The sequence below is a fragment of the Paraburkholderia sp. BGA-UO-ETr-F21 genome (assembly GCF_059567925.1).
The window spans coordinates 182,925-200,950 of the sequence record NZ_JCAQOY010000005.1; the positions used below are offsets into that span (position 1 = coordinate 182,925).

Consider the following 18,026-nt stretch of genomic DNA (forward strand, 5'->3'; position numbering starts at 1 on the left):
CCCTGACAGGGTCGAGGGCGGCGCTGCATAAGCCTTGCATACTGCTCGTGCGCCGCGTCCCGAAGGACGTTGCGCGAACGGCCTGCCCATTCCGGATTGCCGGTCGGCGCAGGCCAGACTGCGTTACAGCCAGTACACGACGACGTACAGCCCGAGCCACACGACGTCCACAAAGTGCCAATACCAGGCCGCGCCTTCGAACGCGAAGTGATGGTCCGCCGTGAAGTGACCGCGGATCATACGCACCAGCACGACTGCCAGCATCGTGCCGCCGAGGAACACGTGGAAGCCGTGGAAGCCCGTCAACAGGAAGAATGTCGAACCGTACACGCCCGACGACAGCGTCAGGTTCAGTTCGTTGTACGCGTGGAAGTACTCGAAACCTTGCAGGAACAGGAAGCAGACGCCGAGCACGAGCGTTGCAGCCAGCCAGACGATCGCCTTCTTGCGATGATTTTCACGCAGCGCGTGGTGCGAGACGGTCAGCGTCGCGCCCGAGGAAAGCAGCAGCGCCGTGTTGATGGTCGGCACCGGCCACGGTTGCATCGACTTGAAGGTCGAGACCAGCGCTGCCGGGCCGTTGTTCGGCCACACCGCCGAGAAGTCCGGCCAGATCAGCTTGTAGTCGAGGCTGCCCAATTGATGCAACGCGATTTCGCGCGCGTAGAACAATGCGCCGAAGAACGCGCCGAAGAACATGACTTCGGAGAAGATGAACCAGCTCATGCTCCAGCGGTACGACTTGTCGACATTCTTGCCATACATGCCGCCTTCCGACTCGGCGATTGCGTCGCCGAACCAGTGCCACAGCGTAAAGAGCAGCCACAACAAACCGGCGACGACGCCGATCGGCGCCCAGTCATGTTCGTTGATCCAGGCCGCAAGCGATCCGAGCATGACCAGCAACCCGGCGGCGGCGCTGATCGGATGCCGCGACGGATGCGGTACGAAATAGTACGGGCTCTCGTTTTGACCGCTCATTCTTGATTCTCCACTTCAGTCCAGTTGTTCCGGAATCTCCGGCTGTATCTTCGGCGGCGCGTCGATACCGCACCGCTTCGCTCTAATTGTTGGGCGCTGCTTCGCCCGGTGCTACGTGTGCGCCCGCTGCGTCAACCTACCACGGCACGCACGATCAGAATCAACGCCACGATAAAAATGGCCGCGCAGATCAATGCTGCCGCGATCACGTGCAGCGGGTTCAGCTGCGTGGCGTCCGCCTCCAGATCGCGGCGCTTGCGCACACCGAAAAACGACCAGAAGACCGCACGCATCGACTGACCAAAGCTGCTCTTGCGCGGGCTGCCGTTATCGCTCATCTTGTTTCGTCTTCCTTCGTCTGCGGCACGAGCCGTCAGGCGGGATTGCCGGTGGTGGCCGCCGTATTGGCCGTGGGTGCTGCGTTTCCGGCCTTTGCCGCCGCCGGCGTATTCAATTCAAAAAACGTGTACGACAACGTGATCGTCTTGACGTCCTTCGGCAACTTGGGATCGACCACGAACACCACCGGCATCCGCTTCGTCTGATTCGCCGTCAAGGTTTGCTGCGTGAAGCAAAAACACTCGATCTTCTTGAAGTACTCGGTGGCCTGCTTCGGCGCGTAGCTCGGAATGGCTTGCGCCTGAATCGTGCGCGCCTGTTCATTGCTCACCTCGTACATCACCGTTGTCACTTCGCCAGGGTGCACGTCGAGACTACGCTGCTCCGGCTTGAATCCCAGCGGGCCGCGCGCGTTCGCATCGAATTCGATCGAAATCGTGCGGCTCATGTCGACCTGCGTATTCTTCGCCTCGCGCGCCGTGGCATCACGCTGCACGAGGTTGTTGATGCCGGTGATCTGGCAGATCGCACGGTACATCGGCACCAGCGCGAAGCCGAAACCGAACATCATCAAGGCGACGATGAACAGCTTGATCAGCATCGAACGGTTAAAAGAGCGGTCGGCTTGAGCCGGCGGTTGCGTCGACATCTCAATCCTCAACAAACCTGCAAACTGACTCGAACCGCTTTGTCAGGAGAACCACTTCTGATGAATGATGACGCTCGCGAAAAAGACCGCGGCGATCAACAACATCACGAAACCGATCCGCCGGTTACCCGCGCGAATCTGCTCGGGCGTACGTCTTTCTTGAGGATTGCGCGTCATGCTCGACTTTCTGAATACTTTTCGTGACTACGGACGCCGCCACTACCTTCGTGATCGCCGGCTCAGGTAACCAACTGCTGCACTGCCCGAGCCGGCAATCTCACCAACTTATCGATTACTCGACGGTCGGCGGGTTTTCGAACGTGTGGAACGGAGCCGGGCTCGGCACGGTCCACTCGAGACCCGTTGCGCCGTCCCACGGCTTGTCGCCAGCTTTTTCGAGTTCGCCGCCGCCACGGTAGGCCGGCAGTGCAACCGCGAACAGGAAGTAGACCTGCGCCAGACCGAAGCCGAACGCGCCGATCGAGATGACCTGGTTCCAGTCGGTGAACTGCGCCGGGTAGTCAGCATAACGACGCGGCATACCTGCGAGGCCGACGAAGTGCATCGGCAGGAACGCGAGGTTGAAGAAGAACATCGACGCCCAGAAGTGAATCTTGCCGCGCGTTTCGTTGTACATCCAGCCGGTCCACTTCGGCGCCCAGTAGTACCAGCCGGAGAACAGCGCGAAAAGCGAGCCCGCCACCAGCACGTAGTGGAAGTGCGCCACCACGAAATAAGTACCGTGATACTGAATGTCGAGCGGCGCCATGGCCAGCATCAGACCCGACAGGCCGCCGAACGTGAACACCAGCAGGAAGCCGACTGCGAACAGCATAGGCGTTTCGAAGCTCAGCGAACCGCGCCACATCGTCGCGACCCAGTTGAACACCTTCACGCCCGTCGGCACGGCGATCAGCATGGTGGCGTACATGAAGAACAACTGGCCCGTCACCGGCATGCCGGTTGCGAACATGTGGTGCGCCCACACCATGAACGACAGAATCGCGATCGACGAGGTTGCGTACACCATCGAGCTGTAGCCGAACAGCGGCTTGCGCGAGAACGCCGGAATCACCTGCGAGACGATCCCGAACGCCGGCAAGATCATGATGTACACCTCGGGGTGCCCGAAGAACCAGAAGATGTGCTGGTACATGACCGGGTCGCCGCCGCCTGCCGCGTTGAAGAACGACGTGCCGAAGTGGCGATCGAATAGCACCATGGTGATCGCGCCTGCCAGAACCGGCATCACGGCGATCAGCAGGTACGCGGTGATCAGCCACGTCCAGACGAACATCGGCATCTTCATCAGCGTGAGGCCGGGCGCGCGCATGTTCAGGATCGTCACGACGATGTTGATCCCGCCCATGATCGACGAAGCACCCATCAAGTGGACCGCGAAAATCGCGAAGTCCATGCCCGGGCCCATCTGCGTGGACAGCGGCGCGTACAGCGTCCAGCCCGCGGCGGTCGCGCCGCCCGGCGAGAAGAACGAACCGACCAGCAGAACCGCCGCCACCGGCAGGAGCCAGAAGCTGAAGTTGTTCATGCGGGCGAAAGCCATGTCCGACGCGCCGATCTGCAGCGGCACCATCCAGTTCGCGAAGCCGACGAAAGCCGGCATGATCGCGCCGAACACCATGATCAGGCCGTGCATGGTGGTCAACTGGTTGAAGAACTCGGGACGCATGATCTGCAGACCCGGCTCGAACAGTTCGGCACGGATCATCAGCGCCATCACGCCCCCGGAGAGGAACATGGTGAACGAGAAGATCAGGTACAGCGTACCGATGTCCTTGTGATTGGTTGCGAACAGCCAACGGCGCCAACCATGCGGCGTTTCGTGGGCATGGTCGCCGTGCACGTGCTCGTGGCCCGCGACTACATCGTGTCCGATGCTAGACATGACAATCTCCTAAAGCGAATACTGCGGTGCTGACCATGAACACGTCAGGCAGCCGGGCTGATCTGAACACGCCGGGCTTCTTTCGCGTCACTGCCGCCCGTGATCGTTTCCGGCTTCTTCAAAATAATATGGTCTTCGGCAATGCCGGCTGCTTTCAACGCGTCGCGCACGGCTTCGGCACGGCTCTTCGCGAGTTTCGCGTTGAGGTCGGCGGAGCCGGTGGCGTCGGTGAAGCCCGACAGCGTGAATTTCGCGTCCGGATGTGCTTTCGCATAGGCCGCAGCTGCGTCGACCGCCGCTTTCGCGTCGGCAGGCAGTGTGCTCTTGCCAGTGTCGAAGTAGATGCTGGCGGGAAGTGTTGCCGGCGATGCGGCGCTGTCCGCTGCAGCACCCGAGGCGCCCGAAGCCGCCTCAGCGCCGCTCGCTGCCGCGCCTGCGTCGGCCAGATGGTTGCCGCCTTCCGGCAGCTTGCCGTTGCGCGCGTCCGCAACCTGCTTCGGCTGGAGAATGTCGCCCGTGTGGTTGCCCCACGAATTACGTTCGTACGTGACGACCGATGCGATTTCGACGTCGTTCAACGTAGGCGCCCACGAAGGCATCGCGTTCTTGCCCTTCAGCACCAGACTGACGTGCTCGGCAATCGCGCCGTTGGCGATCTTGCTGCCGTCGAGCGCCGGGAATGCGCCCACGCCCTTGCCGGTCGGCTGGTGGCAGACCGCGCAGTTCGCCGCGTACACCTTGCCGCCGCGCTCCATCAGCTCGGCCATCGTGTAGGTCTTGTTCGGATCGTCCTGGCCTGCGGCCATTTTCTTCTTCTGGGTGTCGACCCACTTCGCGTAGTCGTCGGCGGACAGCACTTCGACCACCACCGGCATGAACGCGTGTTCCTTGCCGCACAGCTCGGTACAGAAGCCCCGGAACGTGCCGACCTTGTCAGCCTTGAACCACGTGTCGCGCACGAAACCCGGAATCGCGTCCTGCTTCACGCCGAAGGCCGGCACGTACCAGGAGTGGACCACGTCGTTCGCGGTGGTGATGATGCGGATTTTCTTGTCGACCGGCACGACCAGCGGATTGTCGACTTCCTGCAGGTACGTGGTGGAAATCGGCTGGCGGCCATCGGTTTCCGCACGCGGCGTGGTCAGCGTGGACAGGAAGTTGATGCCCTCGCCCGGGCCCTTCACGTAGTCGTAGCCCCACTTCCACTGATAGCCCGTGACCTTGATGGTGACGTCGGCGTTGGTGGTGTCTTTCATCGCCACGACGGTCTTGGTGGCGGGCAGCGCCATCAACACGACGATGATGAACGGCACGATCGTCCAGATGATTTCGACGGTGGTGCTTTCGTGGAAATTCGATGCCTTGTGGCCTTTCGATTTGCGGTGGGCGAAGATCGAATAGAACATCACGGCGAACACGCCGACGAAAATCACCGTGCAAAGCACCAGCATGAACATGTGGAGGCTGAAGAGCTCCTCAGCGATTTTCGTCGCAGGCGGCTGGAGATTGATCTCGTTGACGGCAGGGCCGCCCGGAACATCGCCCACTGCCAGGGCGGCACCGGCGAAAAGCAGTCCGCTCATCGCCAGCACGCCCATGAGGGCTCGCTTGATTGTTTTCATAGCTTCCTTACCCAAAATTTCCATTCAAACCCTCGACCCCGCTGGCAGGTAACCTCGCGCTCCCCGTGAACGCCGCGCTTCTCAACACGTCTAACAACGTGTGAGCCACATACGCAATTCACCTGCGAACTGCGCGCGCCGATACTGCGCGAGATGTTGCCCGATCATGATCGTCTGGCCGCGTGAGACCAGTTTGATCCGGTCACGTGGCGTTGCGCCTGCCTCGATCCGCACCCAGCGCGGATTGAACTCGAACTGCGTGAGCTGCTCGGCGCTGACCTGCTCGACCACGAGCCGGTTCTGAAACAGCCGGATGCGCTCGTAGTCCACAGCATGACGCGCATATATGGCAAACGCGATGCCCACCGCCAGCAATTCGACACCGGTGAACGGCAACACCAGCCAGGCGCCGACCAGAACCAGCATGAATGCAATTGCCAACGAGAACAACGCAAGCGACACGTAGAAACAGACGAACTGCCGCGGCGATATCGAACAGTTGCGTTTCATCGTCCAGTCTTTGAGAACCGGTTCTGAATCCGCCAGCAGATCTGATGCTTCCATCGCTGCCTCCCGCCGATTGTCTCCAATCGCCGCCTGCGGCCATTTCTTGCGACCGCTAATCCGGTCACCCGATCACCGCCGCGTCATCTTATCTTGCTGCCCTATGCCTCGGGGCTGCCGCCCCAAATGTGGGAACTCCGGGCGACAAACTGACGCATTATAGGCGCGATCCATAGCATCCACAAGCAAGCGTCAATTGGCCCACAACCCAGGCGTGACAAGCCTCCGCGCCGTTTTGACGCAGCTTTTGCGCGTCTTTTGAAGCGGTAATTTCAGACATAACAGATGTCCTCTTTACCGCCTCACTGATTCATCAACGGTTCCTCGCCGAACCTCGCCCGATGTCCTCGATCCGCACGATCCCATGACCTTCGGCAGTCGTGCGCGGCACGGCTTTCCATGCGTGCCCGTAGATCACCTCGAAGGTCAGCGCGATCGTGCCGTCAGCGCGCCGACGGGCTTCGAGCGCTGCCAGCAAAGCCTTGTGCAGCCTGCGCGCGACGGCGCCCGACGAGGCCTCGCGCTCGAACGGATAGGCGCCCCAGCGGCGCACGTCGGCGAGCAGCGACTCGGGCGACTTATAGGTAATGGTCAGCACTTCCTGGTCCATCACCGGAATCTCGAAACCGCTTTCCACCAGCATGTCGCCCAGGTCGTGCATGTCGACGAAATCGATCACATGCTTGCGCGAGGCAACGCCGTGCGCGGCTTCGACTTCGGCGTAGGCGCCGCGCAACTCCTTGAGCGAGTCGGGGCCAAGCGTGCTGAACATCAAGAGGCCGTTGACCTTCAGCACACGCTGCCACTCGGGAAACACGAGATCGGGCCGCGAGTGCCAATGCAGCGCAAGATTGGACCAGATGAATTCGAAGGCGCCGGCCGCGAACGGCAGCGCCGAAAAGTCGGCTTGCGCGAAGCGCGGCCCGCGGGCGCCGAGCGCTCTGCCGAGCGTGGCCGGCAGAAAGCGCCGCCAGCTCGTGTCACCCGAATCGTGCTGCAGCGCGCGCGTGAGCATGCCATGCGACAGGTCGGAGCCGAACACCGGCGCCTCGGGAAAGCGCTCGCGCAAAGCAGGGATGTCTTCGCCCATCCCGCAACCAGCGTCGAGCACGCTCGCCGGCGTGACCTTGATGTAGTCGAGACGCTCGCGCATGCGCTGCGCGATTTCGCGCGGCAGGAACGCGACGTCGCCAAAGGTCGCCGCGCGGCGGTCGAAGATCCGCTGGAGGCGCTGGGAATCATAGGCCGGACGGCCCGATTGAGCGGAAGTTGAGGACATGAGTGTCGTACTGGCGTAGAGCCCGAAGTATACTCGCTCGCTCCCCTCCATTCAGTGTGAAAGGCCTTCGCGGGCGGTCCAGCCATGCCACTCCGACCCATTTCGTCATCTTCCGGCGCCCGGTTCGCAAGTTTCGCGCGTGCTGTCAATTCCGCATGGCCGCGGGTGGCGCAGGCCGCGTTGCCGAACCTGTGCGCGTTGTGCGGCAATTTGTCGCACGCGACGCTTTGTGCCGGTTGCGACGAGGCCTACTGGAATGAAGGCCGGTTGCGATGCACTGTTTGCGCGGTACCGTTATCCGCCACGCGATCGCCGGTCCACGCGCAATACCGGTGTGCGGATTGCATTGACGAGCCGCCACCGTTCGACGCCACGTTCGCCCTTGCGGACTACCGGGCACCGCTCGACACGCTGGCCGTCGGCCTGAAATTCCGCGCCCGGCTGATGCTGGCGCGCGAGTTCGGGCAACGCCTCGCGCGCCTCGCCCAGGATTCCTGCCAAGAGCTGGCTGAATGGCCCGATGTGATCGCACCCGTGCCGCTTGCCAAAAAACGTCTCATCGAGCGCGGCTACAACCAGGCCTGGCAGATCGCGAGGCCACTGGCTCGCACGCTCAATATACGCAGCGACGCAACCCTGCTGCATCGAATGATTCACACCGCACCGCAGTCGCGGCTCGATCTCGCCGCCCGCCGTCTGAACGTAGGCCGCGCCTTCAAGGTCGCCGGATCCGTGCAAGGTCTGCACGTCGGCATTGTCGACGACGTGATGACCACCGGCGCGACACTCGAAGCGCTGGCACGCACGCTCAAGGCCGCCGGTGCGCGGCGGGTCACCAACTTCGTCGCGCTGCGCACGCCGAAAAACTAGTCTCAACCTGAGCTCACCATGTTCAATGTCGTTCTCGTAGAACCGGAAATCCCGCCGAACACCGGCAACGTGATCCGTCTGTGCGCCAACACCGGCGCGCGCCTCCATCTAATCGAACCGCTCGGCTTCCCGCTCGACGATGCCAAGCTGCGCCGCGCCGGTCTCGACTATCACGAGTACGCGCAAATGAACGTGCATGCCGACTGGGCAGCGTTTATCGCCAGGGAATCGCCAGATCCGGCGCGCATGTTCGCCTTCACCACGCGCGGTTCGGGCCGCTTCCACGAGCACGCGTTTCACTCGGGCGACTGGTTCGTGTTCGGCGCCGAAACGCGCGGCCTGCCCGACTCCGTGCTCGACCAGTTCGCCAACGAGCAGCGCGTGCGCCTGCCCATGCGGCCTGGCAACCGCAGCCTGAACCTGTCGAATACCGTCGCGGTCGTGGTGTTCGAGGCCTGGCGTCAGACGGGCTTCGAAGGCGGGGCCTGACGGCGCTGCAATTCCGCCTCGTAGCGCGCGAACATGGTGTCGCTGAAACAGGGGAACACCATCCGCTCGTCCTGCGTGCAACGATTGAGACGGAGCATGGGAACCTCGCTGATGCGAAGCGTCGATAAAAACGCGGGCAGCGACAGCGGGCAGCCGTTCAGCGCTTTGGCGCGCTAAACGGCTGAAAGACACGGCTTATTCAGCTTTGGAGTCGCGCCGCAGCAGGGCGCTGACGGCGTCGCGAGGCGCCACGCCGTCGAACAGCACGGCACAGACCGCCTGCGTGATCGGCATGTCGATTGCATGAGCACGGGCGATCGCGAGGACCGCTTGCGCACAACGCACCCCTTCGGCCACATGACCGAGGCCGCCGAGAATATCGTCGAGCGTGCGGCCCGCAGCGAGTTGCAGGCCGACCGTACGATTGCGCGACAGATCGCCGGTGGCGGTCAGGATCAGATCGCCCAGACCGGTCAAGCCGGTGAACGTTTCCGCGCGCCCGCCGAGCGTCACGCCGAGGCGCGACATTTCAGCGAGGCCGCGCGTAATCAATGCCGCGCGGGCGTTCAGACCGAGCCCGAGGCCATCCGCAATGCCCGTTGCAATGGCGAGCACGTTTTTCACCGCGCCGCCCACTTCCACGCCGACGACGTCGTCGCCGGTATAGATGCGCATGGCGCCGTGATGGAACGCAGCGACCGTGCGCTCGCGGCACGCCGCCGAAGCACTCGCGATGGTCAACGCGACCGGCAAGCCCTGCGCGACTTCGCGCGCGAAGCTCGGACCGGACAGCACACCGTTACTGCCATGTTGCGGCAGCTCGGCCGCGACCACCTGATGCGGCATCAACTGCGAATCGGCCTCGAAGCCCTTGCACAGCCACACCACATGCGCGGGCACTTTGCCCGCATCGCGCATGGCCCGAAAGAGACTACGCAGTCCGGCCACGGGCGTTGCCACGACGCATAACGCGTCGCCGGCGAGCGCGTGTTCGAGCGCTGCGGTGAGCTCCGCCTCGTAGCGCAGCGCGGGCGGCAAGGCAACGCCCGCCAGATAGCGGGCGTTTTCGTGCGAAGCGCGGAGATCGGCAATGAGCGCGGGCTCACGCGCCCACAATACCGTGTCGTGCCGTACGGCCAGATGGCCGGCAAGGGCGGTGCCCCATGCGCCGGCGCCAAGGACAGCAACCTTCATAGCCGGCACTGCTGGCGACACGTTAGTGCGTGACGCCGTTTTGCGCCGCGCCGTCCTGGCCGCCCATCTGCGCGAGGCGTTGCTCGTACAGTGCCTGGAAGTTGATTTCGGCGAGATGGATCGGCGGGAAACCGGCGCGGGTGATCGCGTCGGCAATGTTCGAGCGCAGGTACGGGAACAGAATGGTCGGGCAAGCAATGCCGACCAGCGGGTCGATCTGCTCAGCCGGAATGTTGCGGATGTCGAAAATGCCGGCTTGCTTGGCTTCGATCAGGAACGCAACCTTGTCCGACACCTTGGCCGTGACCGTGCCCGTAACGAGGATTTCGAACACGGTGTCGGCGAGGCGCTCGGCCTTCACGTCGACTTCGACTTCGACCGACGGCATTTCCTGCTCGAGGAAGATGCCCGGCGAATTCGGCTGCTCGAGCGACATGTCCTTCAGGTAGATACGCTGGATGTTGAAGAACGGCTGGTTATTCTCGTCGGACATGATGAAGTGATTCCCTGATAGGTATGCATGGCGGCGGCCCATGGTTGCATGGGCCGCCAGATCGTTGCGGCACGCCGCCCGCCCTGATGAGGCGAGACCGCACCGGCTTGGTGTTCAGCCGCCCTTATCGCGCACCCGCGGGCGCGCAAATTCAGGCGGTTGCTTCGAGCAGCGGCATCAACCCGCCCGCGCGATCGAGCGCGGAGAGGTCATCGTACCCGCCCACATGCGTCTCGCCGATGAACACTTGCGGCACCGTGCGGCGACCGGTCCGGGTCATCATTTCCTCACGACGGGCCGGGTCTTTGTCGATCAGTACCTTTTCAACGTGCTCGACGCCGCGCGACTTTAAAAGACGTTCGGCCATCTGGCAATACGGGCACACCTGGGTGCTGTACATGATCACTTTGTTCACTTGGCTGCTCCTTGTTTCACAACCGGCATGCCGGCTTTCTGCCAGGCGTCGACACCGCCTTCGAGAACATGGACTTCCGCATACCCTGCATCCTGCACGATACGCGCTGCCTTGTTCGACTGCTGGCCGGTCTGGCAAACCAGCAGCACCGGGTTGCTCTTATTCTTCACGAGTTGCGCGACTTTCGCCTGCAACTCCGCAAATTCAAGGTGCCGGGCCGCGGGCAAATGCCCCTTGGCGTAGTCGGCGGACGGACGAAGGTCGATGACCGCCGCATTGCGCCGGTTGATCAGTTGCGTGGCTTCAGCGGCCGACAGGCCACCGCGGCCGCGCCGGCTGATCGTCGGCCACAGCAGCAACCCACCGGAGATGAGGACGATCGCGATCAGTACAAGGTTTGTGTAATCAGTGAAAAACTTCACGGAAAATCCGCCGAAAAAGAGAGAAATCGAAAAGGGCAATCCAGCCATTATAAAATAACCGTCTGACGCGATGGCGGCGCTCCTCCAGAGGACCCCCGCAACGCTTTACCGCTTCCTCACTACCGACCGGCAATCTCATGTACAAACTCGTTCTCATCCGCCACGGCGAATCGACGTGGAACAAGGAAAACCGCTTCACGGGCTGGGTCGACGTCGACCTCACCGAGCAGGGCAACAGTGAAGCGCAGCAAGCCGGCGTGCTGCTGAAGGATTCGGGCTACACGTTCGACATCGCCTACACGTCGGTGCTCAAGCGCGCGATCCGCACCCTGTGGCACGTGCAGGACAAAATGGATCTGATGTACCTGCCAGTGGTGCATTCGTGGCGTCTGAACGAACGCCACTACGGCGCGTTGTCGGGTCTGAACAAGGCGGAAACGGCCGCCAAATTCGGCGACGAGCAGGTGCTGGTCTGGCGCCGCAGCTACGACACGCCGCCGCCCGCACTCGAGCCGACGGACGAACGCGCGCCCTACAGCGATCCGCGCTATGCCAAGGTGCCGCGCGAGCAGCTGCCGCTCACCGAATGCCTGAAAGACACGGTGGCGCGCGTTCTGCCCCTGTGGAACGAGTCGATTGCGCCGGCGATCAAGTCGGGCCGCAAGGTCGTGATCGCCGCCCACGGCAATTCGATCCGCGCGCTGGTGAAATACCTCGACAATATTTCGGACAACGACATCGTCGGTCTGAATATTCCGAACGGCGTGCCGCTCGTCTATGAGCTCGACGAAAATCTCAAGCCGCTCAAGCACTACTATCTGGGCGATCAGGACGCAATCGCCAAGGCGCAAGCCGCAGTCGCCAAGCAAGGCAAAGCCGGCTGATTCCGCCATCTCGCCGCCATGCTGCCGCCATCGATACAGCGCAACGGCGGCTACTGGCGGCGATTGGTGACACATGGCGGCTAATGGCCGCGCCGACCGGCAAGACATACCGGTCGGCGCGGCTCGCGCCTGTCACGTCTGTCAAGCGCGCCATTCTCGCGCCATCAATCCGTTACCGCACATTACTTCGGCGTCGCGGGCCGCATCTCACGAACCAGGCCCGGCTCGCGCTGTCGAATCACGATTGCCTGCGCTACGCCCTGACTGGGCGGGTGTGCAGTTATACTTGTCCGTCCCCATCTCTATCGACGCTGCCACGCGCTTCCGACCGCAACAGACTCTATGCGAAAGAACCTGAAAAATATCGGCCTGATTGCCGCGGGCCTTGCTACCGGTGTATTTGCCACCCTGCAACTTTCCGCTTCGGCGCAGCAACCGGCCAGCGCAGCGTCCAACGCTGTCGCACCGCTGCCGCTGGACCAGCTCAGGCTCTTTGCCGAAGTGTTCGGGCAAATCAAGCACGAGTACGTCGAACCCGTCGACGATAAAAAGCTTCTCACCGCCGCCATCAAAGGCATGGTGTCGAGCCTCGACCCGCACTCGTCATATCTCGACAAGACCGATTACGAGGAACTGCAGGAGCAGACCAAGGGTCGCTTCGCCGGACTCGGTATCGAAATTTCGTCGGAAGACGGCCTGATCAAAGTGATCTCGCCGATCGAAGACACGCCCGCGTTCCGCGCCGGCATCCGTCCGGGCGACCTGATCACGCGCATCAACGACAAGCCCGTGCGCGGCATGACGCTCGACCAGGCGGTCAAGCAGATGCGCGGCGAGCCGGGCACCAAGGTCACGCTCACGATCTTCCGCAAGACCGACGACCGCACCTTCCCGCTCACCGTCACGCGCGCGGTCATCAAGGTCCAGTCGGTCAAGATGAAGATCCTCGCGCCAGGCTACGCCTATGTGCGGATCACGAGCTTCCAGGAACGCACCACGCCTGACCTCGCCGCGAAGCTGCAAGATATCGCGCGTCAGCAGCCGAATCTGAAGGGTCTCGTGCTCGACCTGCGCAACAACGGCGGCGGCCTGCTGCAAAGCGCGGTCGGCGTGGCTGGCGCATTCCTGCCGCCGAATTCGGTTGTGGTGTCCACCAATGGCCAGATTCCGGATTCGAAGCAGGTCTATCGCGACACCTACGACAACTACCGCCTGCAGTCCTTCGACAGCGATCCGCTGAAGGACGAAGCGCCGATCTTCAAGACCGTGCCGATGATCGTGCTGACCAACGCGTACTCCGCGTCGGCGTCGGAAATCGTCGCGGGCGCGCTGCAGGATCAGCATCGTGCGTTGATCGTCGGCAAGACCACCTTCGGCAAGGGTTCGGTGCAGACCGTGCGACCCATGACGGCGGACACGGCACTGCGTCTGACCACGGCGTACTACTACACGCCGAGCGGCCGTTCGATCCAGAACAAGGGCATCCGTCCTGATATCGCGGTCGATCAATACGCGGAAGGCGATCCGGACGACGCACTCGTGACCCGCGAAGTCGACTACTCGAATCACCTTGCGAACACGCAGGATCCGAACGAGAAGAAGGAAGCGGAACAGCGCGAGCAGGAACGTATGGACCAGTTGCGCCTGCTTGAAGAGCAGAACGACAAGAAGACGCCGGAACAGCGTCAGAAGGATCGTGAGCGCAAACCGGTGGAATTCGGTTCGACTGACGACTTCATGCTGCAACAGGCGCTGAACAAGCTGGAAGGCAAGCCGGTGCAGGAATCGAAGTCGCTGACCGAGCGTCGTCTCGCGCAGAACAAGCCGGCCGCGTCGGCGTCCGCGCCGGTCGCGGTCAAGCCGACGCAACCGGTGCCGGGCGCGTCGGGCCCGGCGCCGGCCTCGACGCCTGCTACGCAAAGCAAGTAAGCATCAAAGCGTGTCTTCGCAGCGCAAGCTGCTGCGAAGACACGCTGCCATACCGGGCATCAGCCAGAACACCCGCTCCCCGCGCGATTAAAATAAAGAAACCGCGCACGGCAGACCCTTCGGTCCTGCATCTCAACGCGCGACACACTCACGCGCCCCGCCATGAACGACGATCAACTGCTTCGCTATTCCCGCCACATCCTCGTCGACGAAATCGGCATCGAGGCTCAGCAGCGCTTTATCGACGCTCACGCGATCATCGTCGGCGCGGGTGGCCTGGGTTCGCCGGCCGCGATGTATCTCGCTGCCGCGGGTGTCGGCCGTTTGACGCTGGTTGATGCCGATACGGTCGACCTGACCAATCTGCAGCGCCAGATCCTGCATGTGACCGCATCTATCGGGCGCAAGAAGGTCGAGTCCGGGCGCGAGGCAATCGCGCGGATCAATCCCGAGGTGGTGGTGAATGCGGTGGCCGAGCGCGTGGACGACGCGTGGCTCGACGCACAAGTGCCGCATGCCACGGTCGTGCTCGACTGCACGGATAACTTCGCGACGCGCCACGCGATCAACCGCGCGTGCGTGAAGCACGGCGTGCCGCTCGTATCGGGCGCGGCGTTGCGATTCGACGGCCAGATCAGCACCTTCGACTTCCGCGACGAAGCGTCGCCCTGCTATGCGTGTGTGTTTCCCGAAGACCAGCCGTTCGAGGAAGTCGCGTGTTCGACCATGGGTGTGTTCGCGCCGACAGTCGGTATCGTCGGTTCGATGCAGGCCGCCGAGGCGCTCAAGGTGATCGGCGGAATCGGCACGCCGTTGCTCGGCCGCCTGATGATGCTCGATTCGCTGCGCATGGAGTGGAACACGATGCGTATTGCCCGGCAGCCGGATTGCCCGGTATGCGGGCAAACGCACCCGGCTTGATCTACTGCCGTAAGGCTAAAAAAACGCCGCCCGCGAGGCGGCGTTTCTTATTCAAAGACGTGAACTCAGGCCAGCGACACGCGCTTCAGCGCAGCCTGCACTTCTTCGGGTTCGAACGAAGCCAGCACATCGGCCACCGGCTTTTCGAGCGTCTTCAAATGCGCGCGCAGCACTTCCTGCTTGACCACCAGCAGTTGGCTCGGATGCATCGAAAACTCGGTGAGACCCATGCCGAGCAAGAGACGCGTCAACGCCGGGTCTCCCGCCATCTCACCGCACACCGAGACGGGCACGCCCGCGCGCTTCGCCTCGCGCAGCGTGAACGCGATCAGGTGCAGCACAGCCGGATGCAGCGGGTCGTACAGATGCGCGACGGAGTTGTCCGCGCGATCGATCGCCAGCGTGTACTGGATCAGATCGTTCGTGCCGATCGACAGGAAATCGAGCCGCTTGAGGAACAGCGGCAAGGCGATGGCGGCGGCCGGAATCTCGATCATCGCGCCGACCTGCACGTTCGGATCGTAGGCCATGCCGGCGTCGTCGAGCTGACGTTTGGCTTCGCGAATCAGGTCGAGCGTCTGATCGATCTCCTGCGCATGCGCGAGCATCGGAATCAGAATTTTCACCGTACCGAACGCAGACGCGCGCAGTATCGCGCGCAACTGCGTGAGAAACATCTGCGGCTCGGAGAGGCTCCAGCGAATCGCTCTAAGACCCAAGGCCGGGTTCGCGGCGGTTTCATAACCATCGCCCCCGCCCATCGAATCGAGCGGTTTGTCGGCGCCCACGTCGATCGTGCGAATCGTGACCGGCAGGCCGTTCATCAATTCGACCGCGCGACGGTACGCGGCAAACTGCTCCTCCTCTTCCGGCAACCGGTCCTTGTGATTCATGAACAGGAATTCGGAGCGGAACAGACCCACGCCCATGGCTCCCGCGTCGAGCGCGGCGCTCGCATCTTCCGGCAACTCGATATTCGCGCACAACTCGATACGCGTGCCGCACAGCGTTTGAGTGGGCGAAAACTTCAGCCGTTGCAGCTTGCGCTGCTCGAGCGCTTTTTCGCTTTGCCGGTACGAATACTCCTCCAGCACGATCGGCGCGGGATCGACGATCACAATGCCGTGATCACCGTCGACAATGATCAGGTCGTCCTGGCGAATCAATGCGCTCGCGTGCTGCACGCCGACCGCGGCCGGAATACCGAGACTGCGCGCGACGATCGCCGTATGCGACGTGCGGCCGCCCAGATCCGTGACGAAACCCTGAAACGTTTGCGTTTTGAACTGCATCATGTCGGCCGGCGCGATGTCGTGCGCGACCACGATCATCTCGTCGCAGGCGCCGTGCACGCCGTCCACGAGCGCCACCGACGCGCCCGCGAGCGCCTTCAGCACGCGCTCCACCACCTGTTCGATGTCGGCTTTGCGCTCGCGCAGGTACTCGTCTTCGATATCGTCGAAATGGCGCGACAGGCGCTCGAGTTGTTCGGTCAGCGCCCATTCCACGTTGTAGCGGCGCGTGCGGATCAGGTCGATGGTTTCCTGCACGAGCATCGCATCGTTCAGGATCATTGAATGAACGTTGATGAACGCGCCCATCTCGCTGGGTGCGTCGACGGCGAGATCGGCGCGCAACGCGTCGAGCTCGTGATGCACGTGCTGCTGGGCCGCGCGAAAGCGCTCCACCTCGCCTTCGATCTGGGCGGGCTCGATCAGATAGTGGTCTACGTCGAGTGCAGCCGGGGCGATCAGATAAGCCCGCCCGATGGCGATACCGCGTGACACGGGAATTCCATGCAGCGTGAAGGACACGCGCACCTCCTCTAGTTGTGTGATGCCGCGGCAAACCGCTGCAATGCTCTCAGACACTCTGCGCCATTATAAATTCCGCGCCCTTCGCCGGTATGTCGGGCCTGTGTGCAGCGCAGCACGAATTACCGTAAGCGAGCTGCCAACGAGCCTTCATCTGACTCGCGTTCCGGCAACGTGAACCGTATGCGAATGTCGATGTGCGCGCCCTCACGCGCTTTCGCCCGACCATTGTCACGCGTTAAAAAAAACGCCGCGGACAGCCGCGGCGTTTGCGCTCATCGCAACGTGGACGCGCTAGCTCACTGACCCTCGCCGAATTTATCGGCAATCAGTTTCAGCAATGCGTCCATCGCTTCTTTTTCGTCAGCGCCTTCTGTTTCGATCAGCACCGTGCTGCCGATGCCCGCGGCCAGCATCATCACGCCCATGATGCTCTTGGCATTGATACGGCGGCCGTTACGGCTCATCCAGATTTCCGCCTGGTAGTTGCCTGCGAGTTGCGTCAACTTGGCCGACGCGCGCGCGTGCAGCCCCAGCTTGTTCACGATAGTCGTTTCCTGTTGCAGCATGTGATGGTCCGAAGCGCGGGTAAGTGTGGTTATGAAAGGTGAATCTGCAAACCAGTGGCATTGCGGGCGAAAACCCGGCAACCGGGCGATCCGCTTACAAGCCGGCTGAGTCGGCTTTTTGCGTCAGATCGGCGTCGACCGGCAAGGCCGGCAAACACGCGCCGCCGGATGCCGCATCGGGTGGCAGTGCGGGCAAACAGTCGCCGGACTCCGCGGTGGGCGCGACGGGGGCCGGCGTCGCCGGTCCGATGGCGTGCACGCCCTTGGTGGCGCCGGCGAGTGCCTTGTCGACCAACGTGTCGAGCGGTGTGGCGCGATAACAGACCGCGCGCACCAGCATCGGCAGGTTGACGCCGCACAGCACGCGCACATCCGGTATTGAAGCGAGCCGGCCGGCGATATTCGCCGGCGTGGCGCCAAACATATCCGTGAGGACGAGCGCGCCGTTTTCTTCCTTCAGACGTTCGATCTCGGCGTGCGCGAACGCAACCTGCTGCGCGGGATCGCAATCCGGCGATACGTCGATCACGCCGATGCGCGCCGGCAAGCCACCATAGATGTGCGAAATGCAATCGCGCAACGCGGTGGCGAACGGAGCGTGCGCAATGATCAGAATGCCTGCCATGTCAGCCTTACTGCAAAAGAACGGCCCCAACCGTGGACCGGGACGAAACCCGGTTCGTCAG

The 18,026-nt window shown here is 62.5% G+C and carries 21 protein-coding genes; 5 read left to right on the top strand and 16 right to left on the bottom strand.

Annotation, left to right across the window (positions count from 1 at the left end; all coding sequences use genetic code 11):
* Positions 1-123 precede the first annotated feature (123 nt).
* The 8 genes from AC57B1_RS02325 to AC57B1_RS02360 form a co-directional block, all read right to left on the bottom strand.
* Positions 124-981 carry a cytochrome c oxidase subunit 3 gene (locus AC57B1_RS02325; protein ID WP_091796856.1) on the bottom strand — a complete coding sequence of 286 codons (858 nt, stop codon included), beginning with the start codon at positions 979-981 and terminating at the stop codon, positions 124-126.
* A 131-nt stretch (positions 982-1,112) separates the two neighbouring features.
* A complete protein-coding gene (locus AC57B1_RS02330) occupies positions 1,113-1,319 on the bottom strand; it encodes a DUF2970 domain-containing protein (protein WP_496416446.1) in 207 nt (68 codons plus the stop codon).
* A gap of 35 nt (positions 1,320-1,354) precedes the next feature.
* A complete protein-coding gene (locus AC57B1_RS02335) occupies positions 1,355-1,969 on the bottom strand; it encodes a cytochrome c oxidase assembly protein (protein ID WP_091796858.1) in 615 nt (204 codons plus the stop codon).
* A 42-nt stretch (positions 1,970-2,011) separates the two neighbouring features.
* Positions 2,012-2,146 carry a cytochrome oxidase small assembly protein gene (locus AC57B1_RS02340; RefSeq protein ID WP_091796859.1) on the bottom strand — a complete coding sequence of 45 codons (135 nt, stop codon included), beginning with the start codon at positions 2,144-2,146 and terminating at the stop codon, positions 2,012-2,014.
* Positions 2,147-2,261: 115 nt separating this feature from the next.
* Positions 2,262-3,875 (bottom strand): cytochrome c oxidase subunit I, encoded by a 1,614-nt coding sequence (gene ctaD / locus AC57B1_RS02345; protein ID WP_091796860.1) that lies wholly within the window; start codon positions 3,873-3,875, stop codon positions 2,262-2,264.
* A gap of 44 nt (positions 3,876-3,919) precedes the next feature.
* Entirely contained in the window at positions 3,920-5,521 is a 1,602-nt protein-coding gene (coxB, locus tag AC57B1_RS02350; RefSeq protein ID WP_091796861.1) for a cytochrome c oxidase subunit II, read from the bottom strand.
* Between the two features lie 66 nt (positions 5,522-5,587).
* The gene (locus AC57B1_RS02355; RefSeq protein ID WP_091796862.1) at positions 5,588-6,061 is read right to left on the bottom strand and encodes a DUF2244 domain-containing protein; all 474 of its coding nucleotides are present in this window, start codon (positions 6,059-6,061) and stop codon (positions 5,588-5,590) included.
* 313 nt (positions 6,062-6,374) lie between these two features.
* The gene (locus AC57B1_RS02360; protein WP_496416447.1) at positions 6,375-7,340 is read right to left on the bottom strand and encodes a methyltransferase domain-containing protein; all 966 of its coding nucleotides are present in this window, start codon (positions 7,338-7,340) and stop codon (positions 6,375-6,377) included.
* Positions 7,341-7,424: 84 nt separating this feature from the next.
* Between AC57B1_RS02360 and AC57B1_RS02365 the strand changes: the two genes are divergently transcribed.
* Positions 7,425-8,210: a phosphoribosyltransferase family protein gene (locus AC57B1_RS02365; protein WP_496416448.1), complete on the top strand. Its 786-nt coding sequence runs from the start codon at positions 7,425-7,427 to the stop codon at positions 8,208-8,210.
* Between the two features lie 18 nt (positions 8,211-8,228).
* Positions 8,229-8,699: a tRNA (uridine(34)/cytosine(34)/5-carboxymethylaminomethyluridine(34)-2'-O)-methyltransferase TrmL gene (gene trmL / locus AC57B1_RS02370; protein WP_408343620.1), complete on the top strand. Its 471-nt coding sequence runs from the start codon at positions 8,229-8,231 to the stop codon at positions 8,697-8,699.
* On the opposite strand, the gene AC57B1_RS02375 is transcribed toward trmL, so the two are convergent.
* From AC57B1_RS02375 to AC57B1_RS02395, 5 genes are all read right to left on the bottom strand, one after another.
* Positions 8,672-8,797 carry a hypothetical protein gene (locus tag AC57B1_RS02375; RefSeq protein ID WP_408343622.1) on the bottom strand — a complete coding sequence of 42 codons (126 nt, stop codon included), beginning with the start codon at positions 8,795-8,797 and terminating at the stop codon, positions 8,672-8,674. The two genes, trmL and AC57B1_RS02375, sit on opposite strands and share 28 nt — an antisense overlap.
* A gap of 97 nt (positions 8,798-8,894) precedes the next feature.
* A complete protein-coding gene (locus AC57B1_RS02380) occupies positions 8,895-9,893 on the bottom strand; it encodes an NAD(P)H-dependent glycerol-3-phosphate dehydrogenase (RefSeq protein WP_496416449.1) in 999 nt (332 codons plus the stop codon).
* Positions 9,894-9,915: 22 nt separating this feature from the next.
* A complete protein-coding gene (gene secB, locus AC57B1_RS02385; RefSeq protein ID WP_007179465.1) occupies positions 9,916-10,386 on the bottom strand; it encodes a protein-export chaperone SecB in 471 nt (156 codons plus the stop codon).
* 151 nt (positions 10,387-10,537) lie between these two features.
* The gene (grxC, locus tag AC57B1_RS02390) at positions 10,538-10,801 is read right to left on the bottom strand and encodes a glutaredoxin 3 (protein ID WP_007179466.1); all 264 of its coding nucleotides are present in this window, start codon (positions 10,799-10,801) and stop codon (positions 10,538-10,540) included.
* Complete coding sequence (locus AC57B1_RS02395) at positions 10,798-11,223, bottom strand: rhodanese-like domain-containing protein (RefSeq protein ID WP_012431601.1); 426 nt, start codon at positions 11,221-11,223, stop codon at positions 10,798-10,800. Before AC57B1_RS02395 ends, grxC begins: the two co-directional genes overlap by 4 nt.
* Positions 11,224-11,360: 137 nt before the next feature.
* Here AC57B1_RS02395 and gpmA point away from each other — a divergent pair, with 137 nt between their 5' ends.
* The 3 genes from gpmA to AC57B1_RS02410 all read left to right on the top strand — a co-directional run bounded on the left by gpmA (position 11,361) and on the right by AC57B1_RS02410 (position 14,957).
* Positions 11,361-12,107, top strand: a complete 747-nt coding sequence (gene gpmA / locus AC57B1_RS02400; protein ID WP_408343626.1) for a 2,3-diphosphoglycerate-dependent phosphoglycerate mutase — start codon at positions 11,361-11,363, stop codon at positions 12,105-12,107.
* Positions 12,108-12,449: 342 nt separating this feature from the next.
* Positions 12,450-14,036: a S41 family peptidase gene (locus tag AC57B1_RS02405; protein WP_408298573.1), complete on the top strand. Its 1,587-nt coding sequence runs from the start codon at positions 12,450-12,452 to the stop codon at positions 14,034-14,036.
* 162 nt (positions 14,037-14,198) lie between these two features.
* Positions 14,199-14,957: a HesA/MoeB/ThiF family protein gene (locus AC57B1_RS02410; RefSeq protein ID WP_091796869.1), complete on the top strand. Its 759-nt coding sequence runs from the start codon at positions 14,199-14,201 to the stop codon at positions 14,955-14,957.
* A 65-nt stretch (positions 14,958-15,022) separates the two neighbouring features.
* On the opposite strand, the gene ptsP is transcribed toward AC57B1_RS02410, so the two are convergent.
* The 3 genes from ptsP to AC57B1_RS02425 form a co-directional block, all read right to left on the bottom strand.
* Positions 15,023-16,771 carry a phosphoenolpyruvate--protein phosphotransferase gene (ptsP, locus tag AC57B1_RS02415; protein ID WP_091796870.1) on the bottom strand — a complete coding sequence of 583 codons (1,749 nt, stop codon included), beginning with the start codon at positions 16,769-16,771 and terminating at the stop codon, positions 15,023-15,025.
* Positions 16,772-17,070: 299 nt separating this feature from the next.
* Entirely contained in the window at positions 17,071-17,340 is a 270-nt protein-coding gene (locus tag AC57B1_RS02420; RefSeq protein ID WP_007179472.1) for an HPr family phosphocarrier protein, read from the bottom strand.
* Between the two features lie 94 nt (positions 17,341-17,434).
* A complete protein-coding gene (locus AC57B1_RS02425) occupies positions 17,435-17,965 on the bottom strand; it encodes a PTS sugar transporter subunit IIA (protein ID WP_091796871.1) in 531 nt (176 codons plus the stop codon).
* Positions 17,966-18,026: the final 61 nt, after the last annotated feature.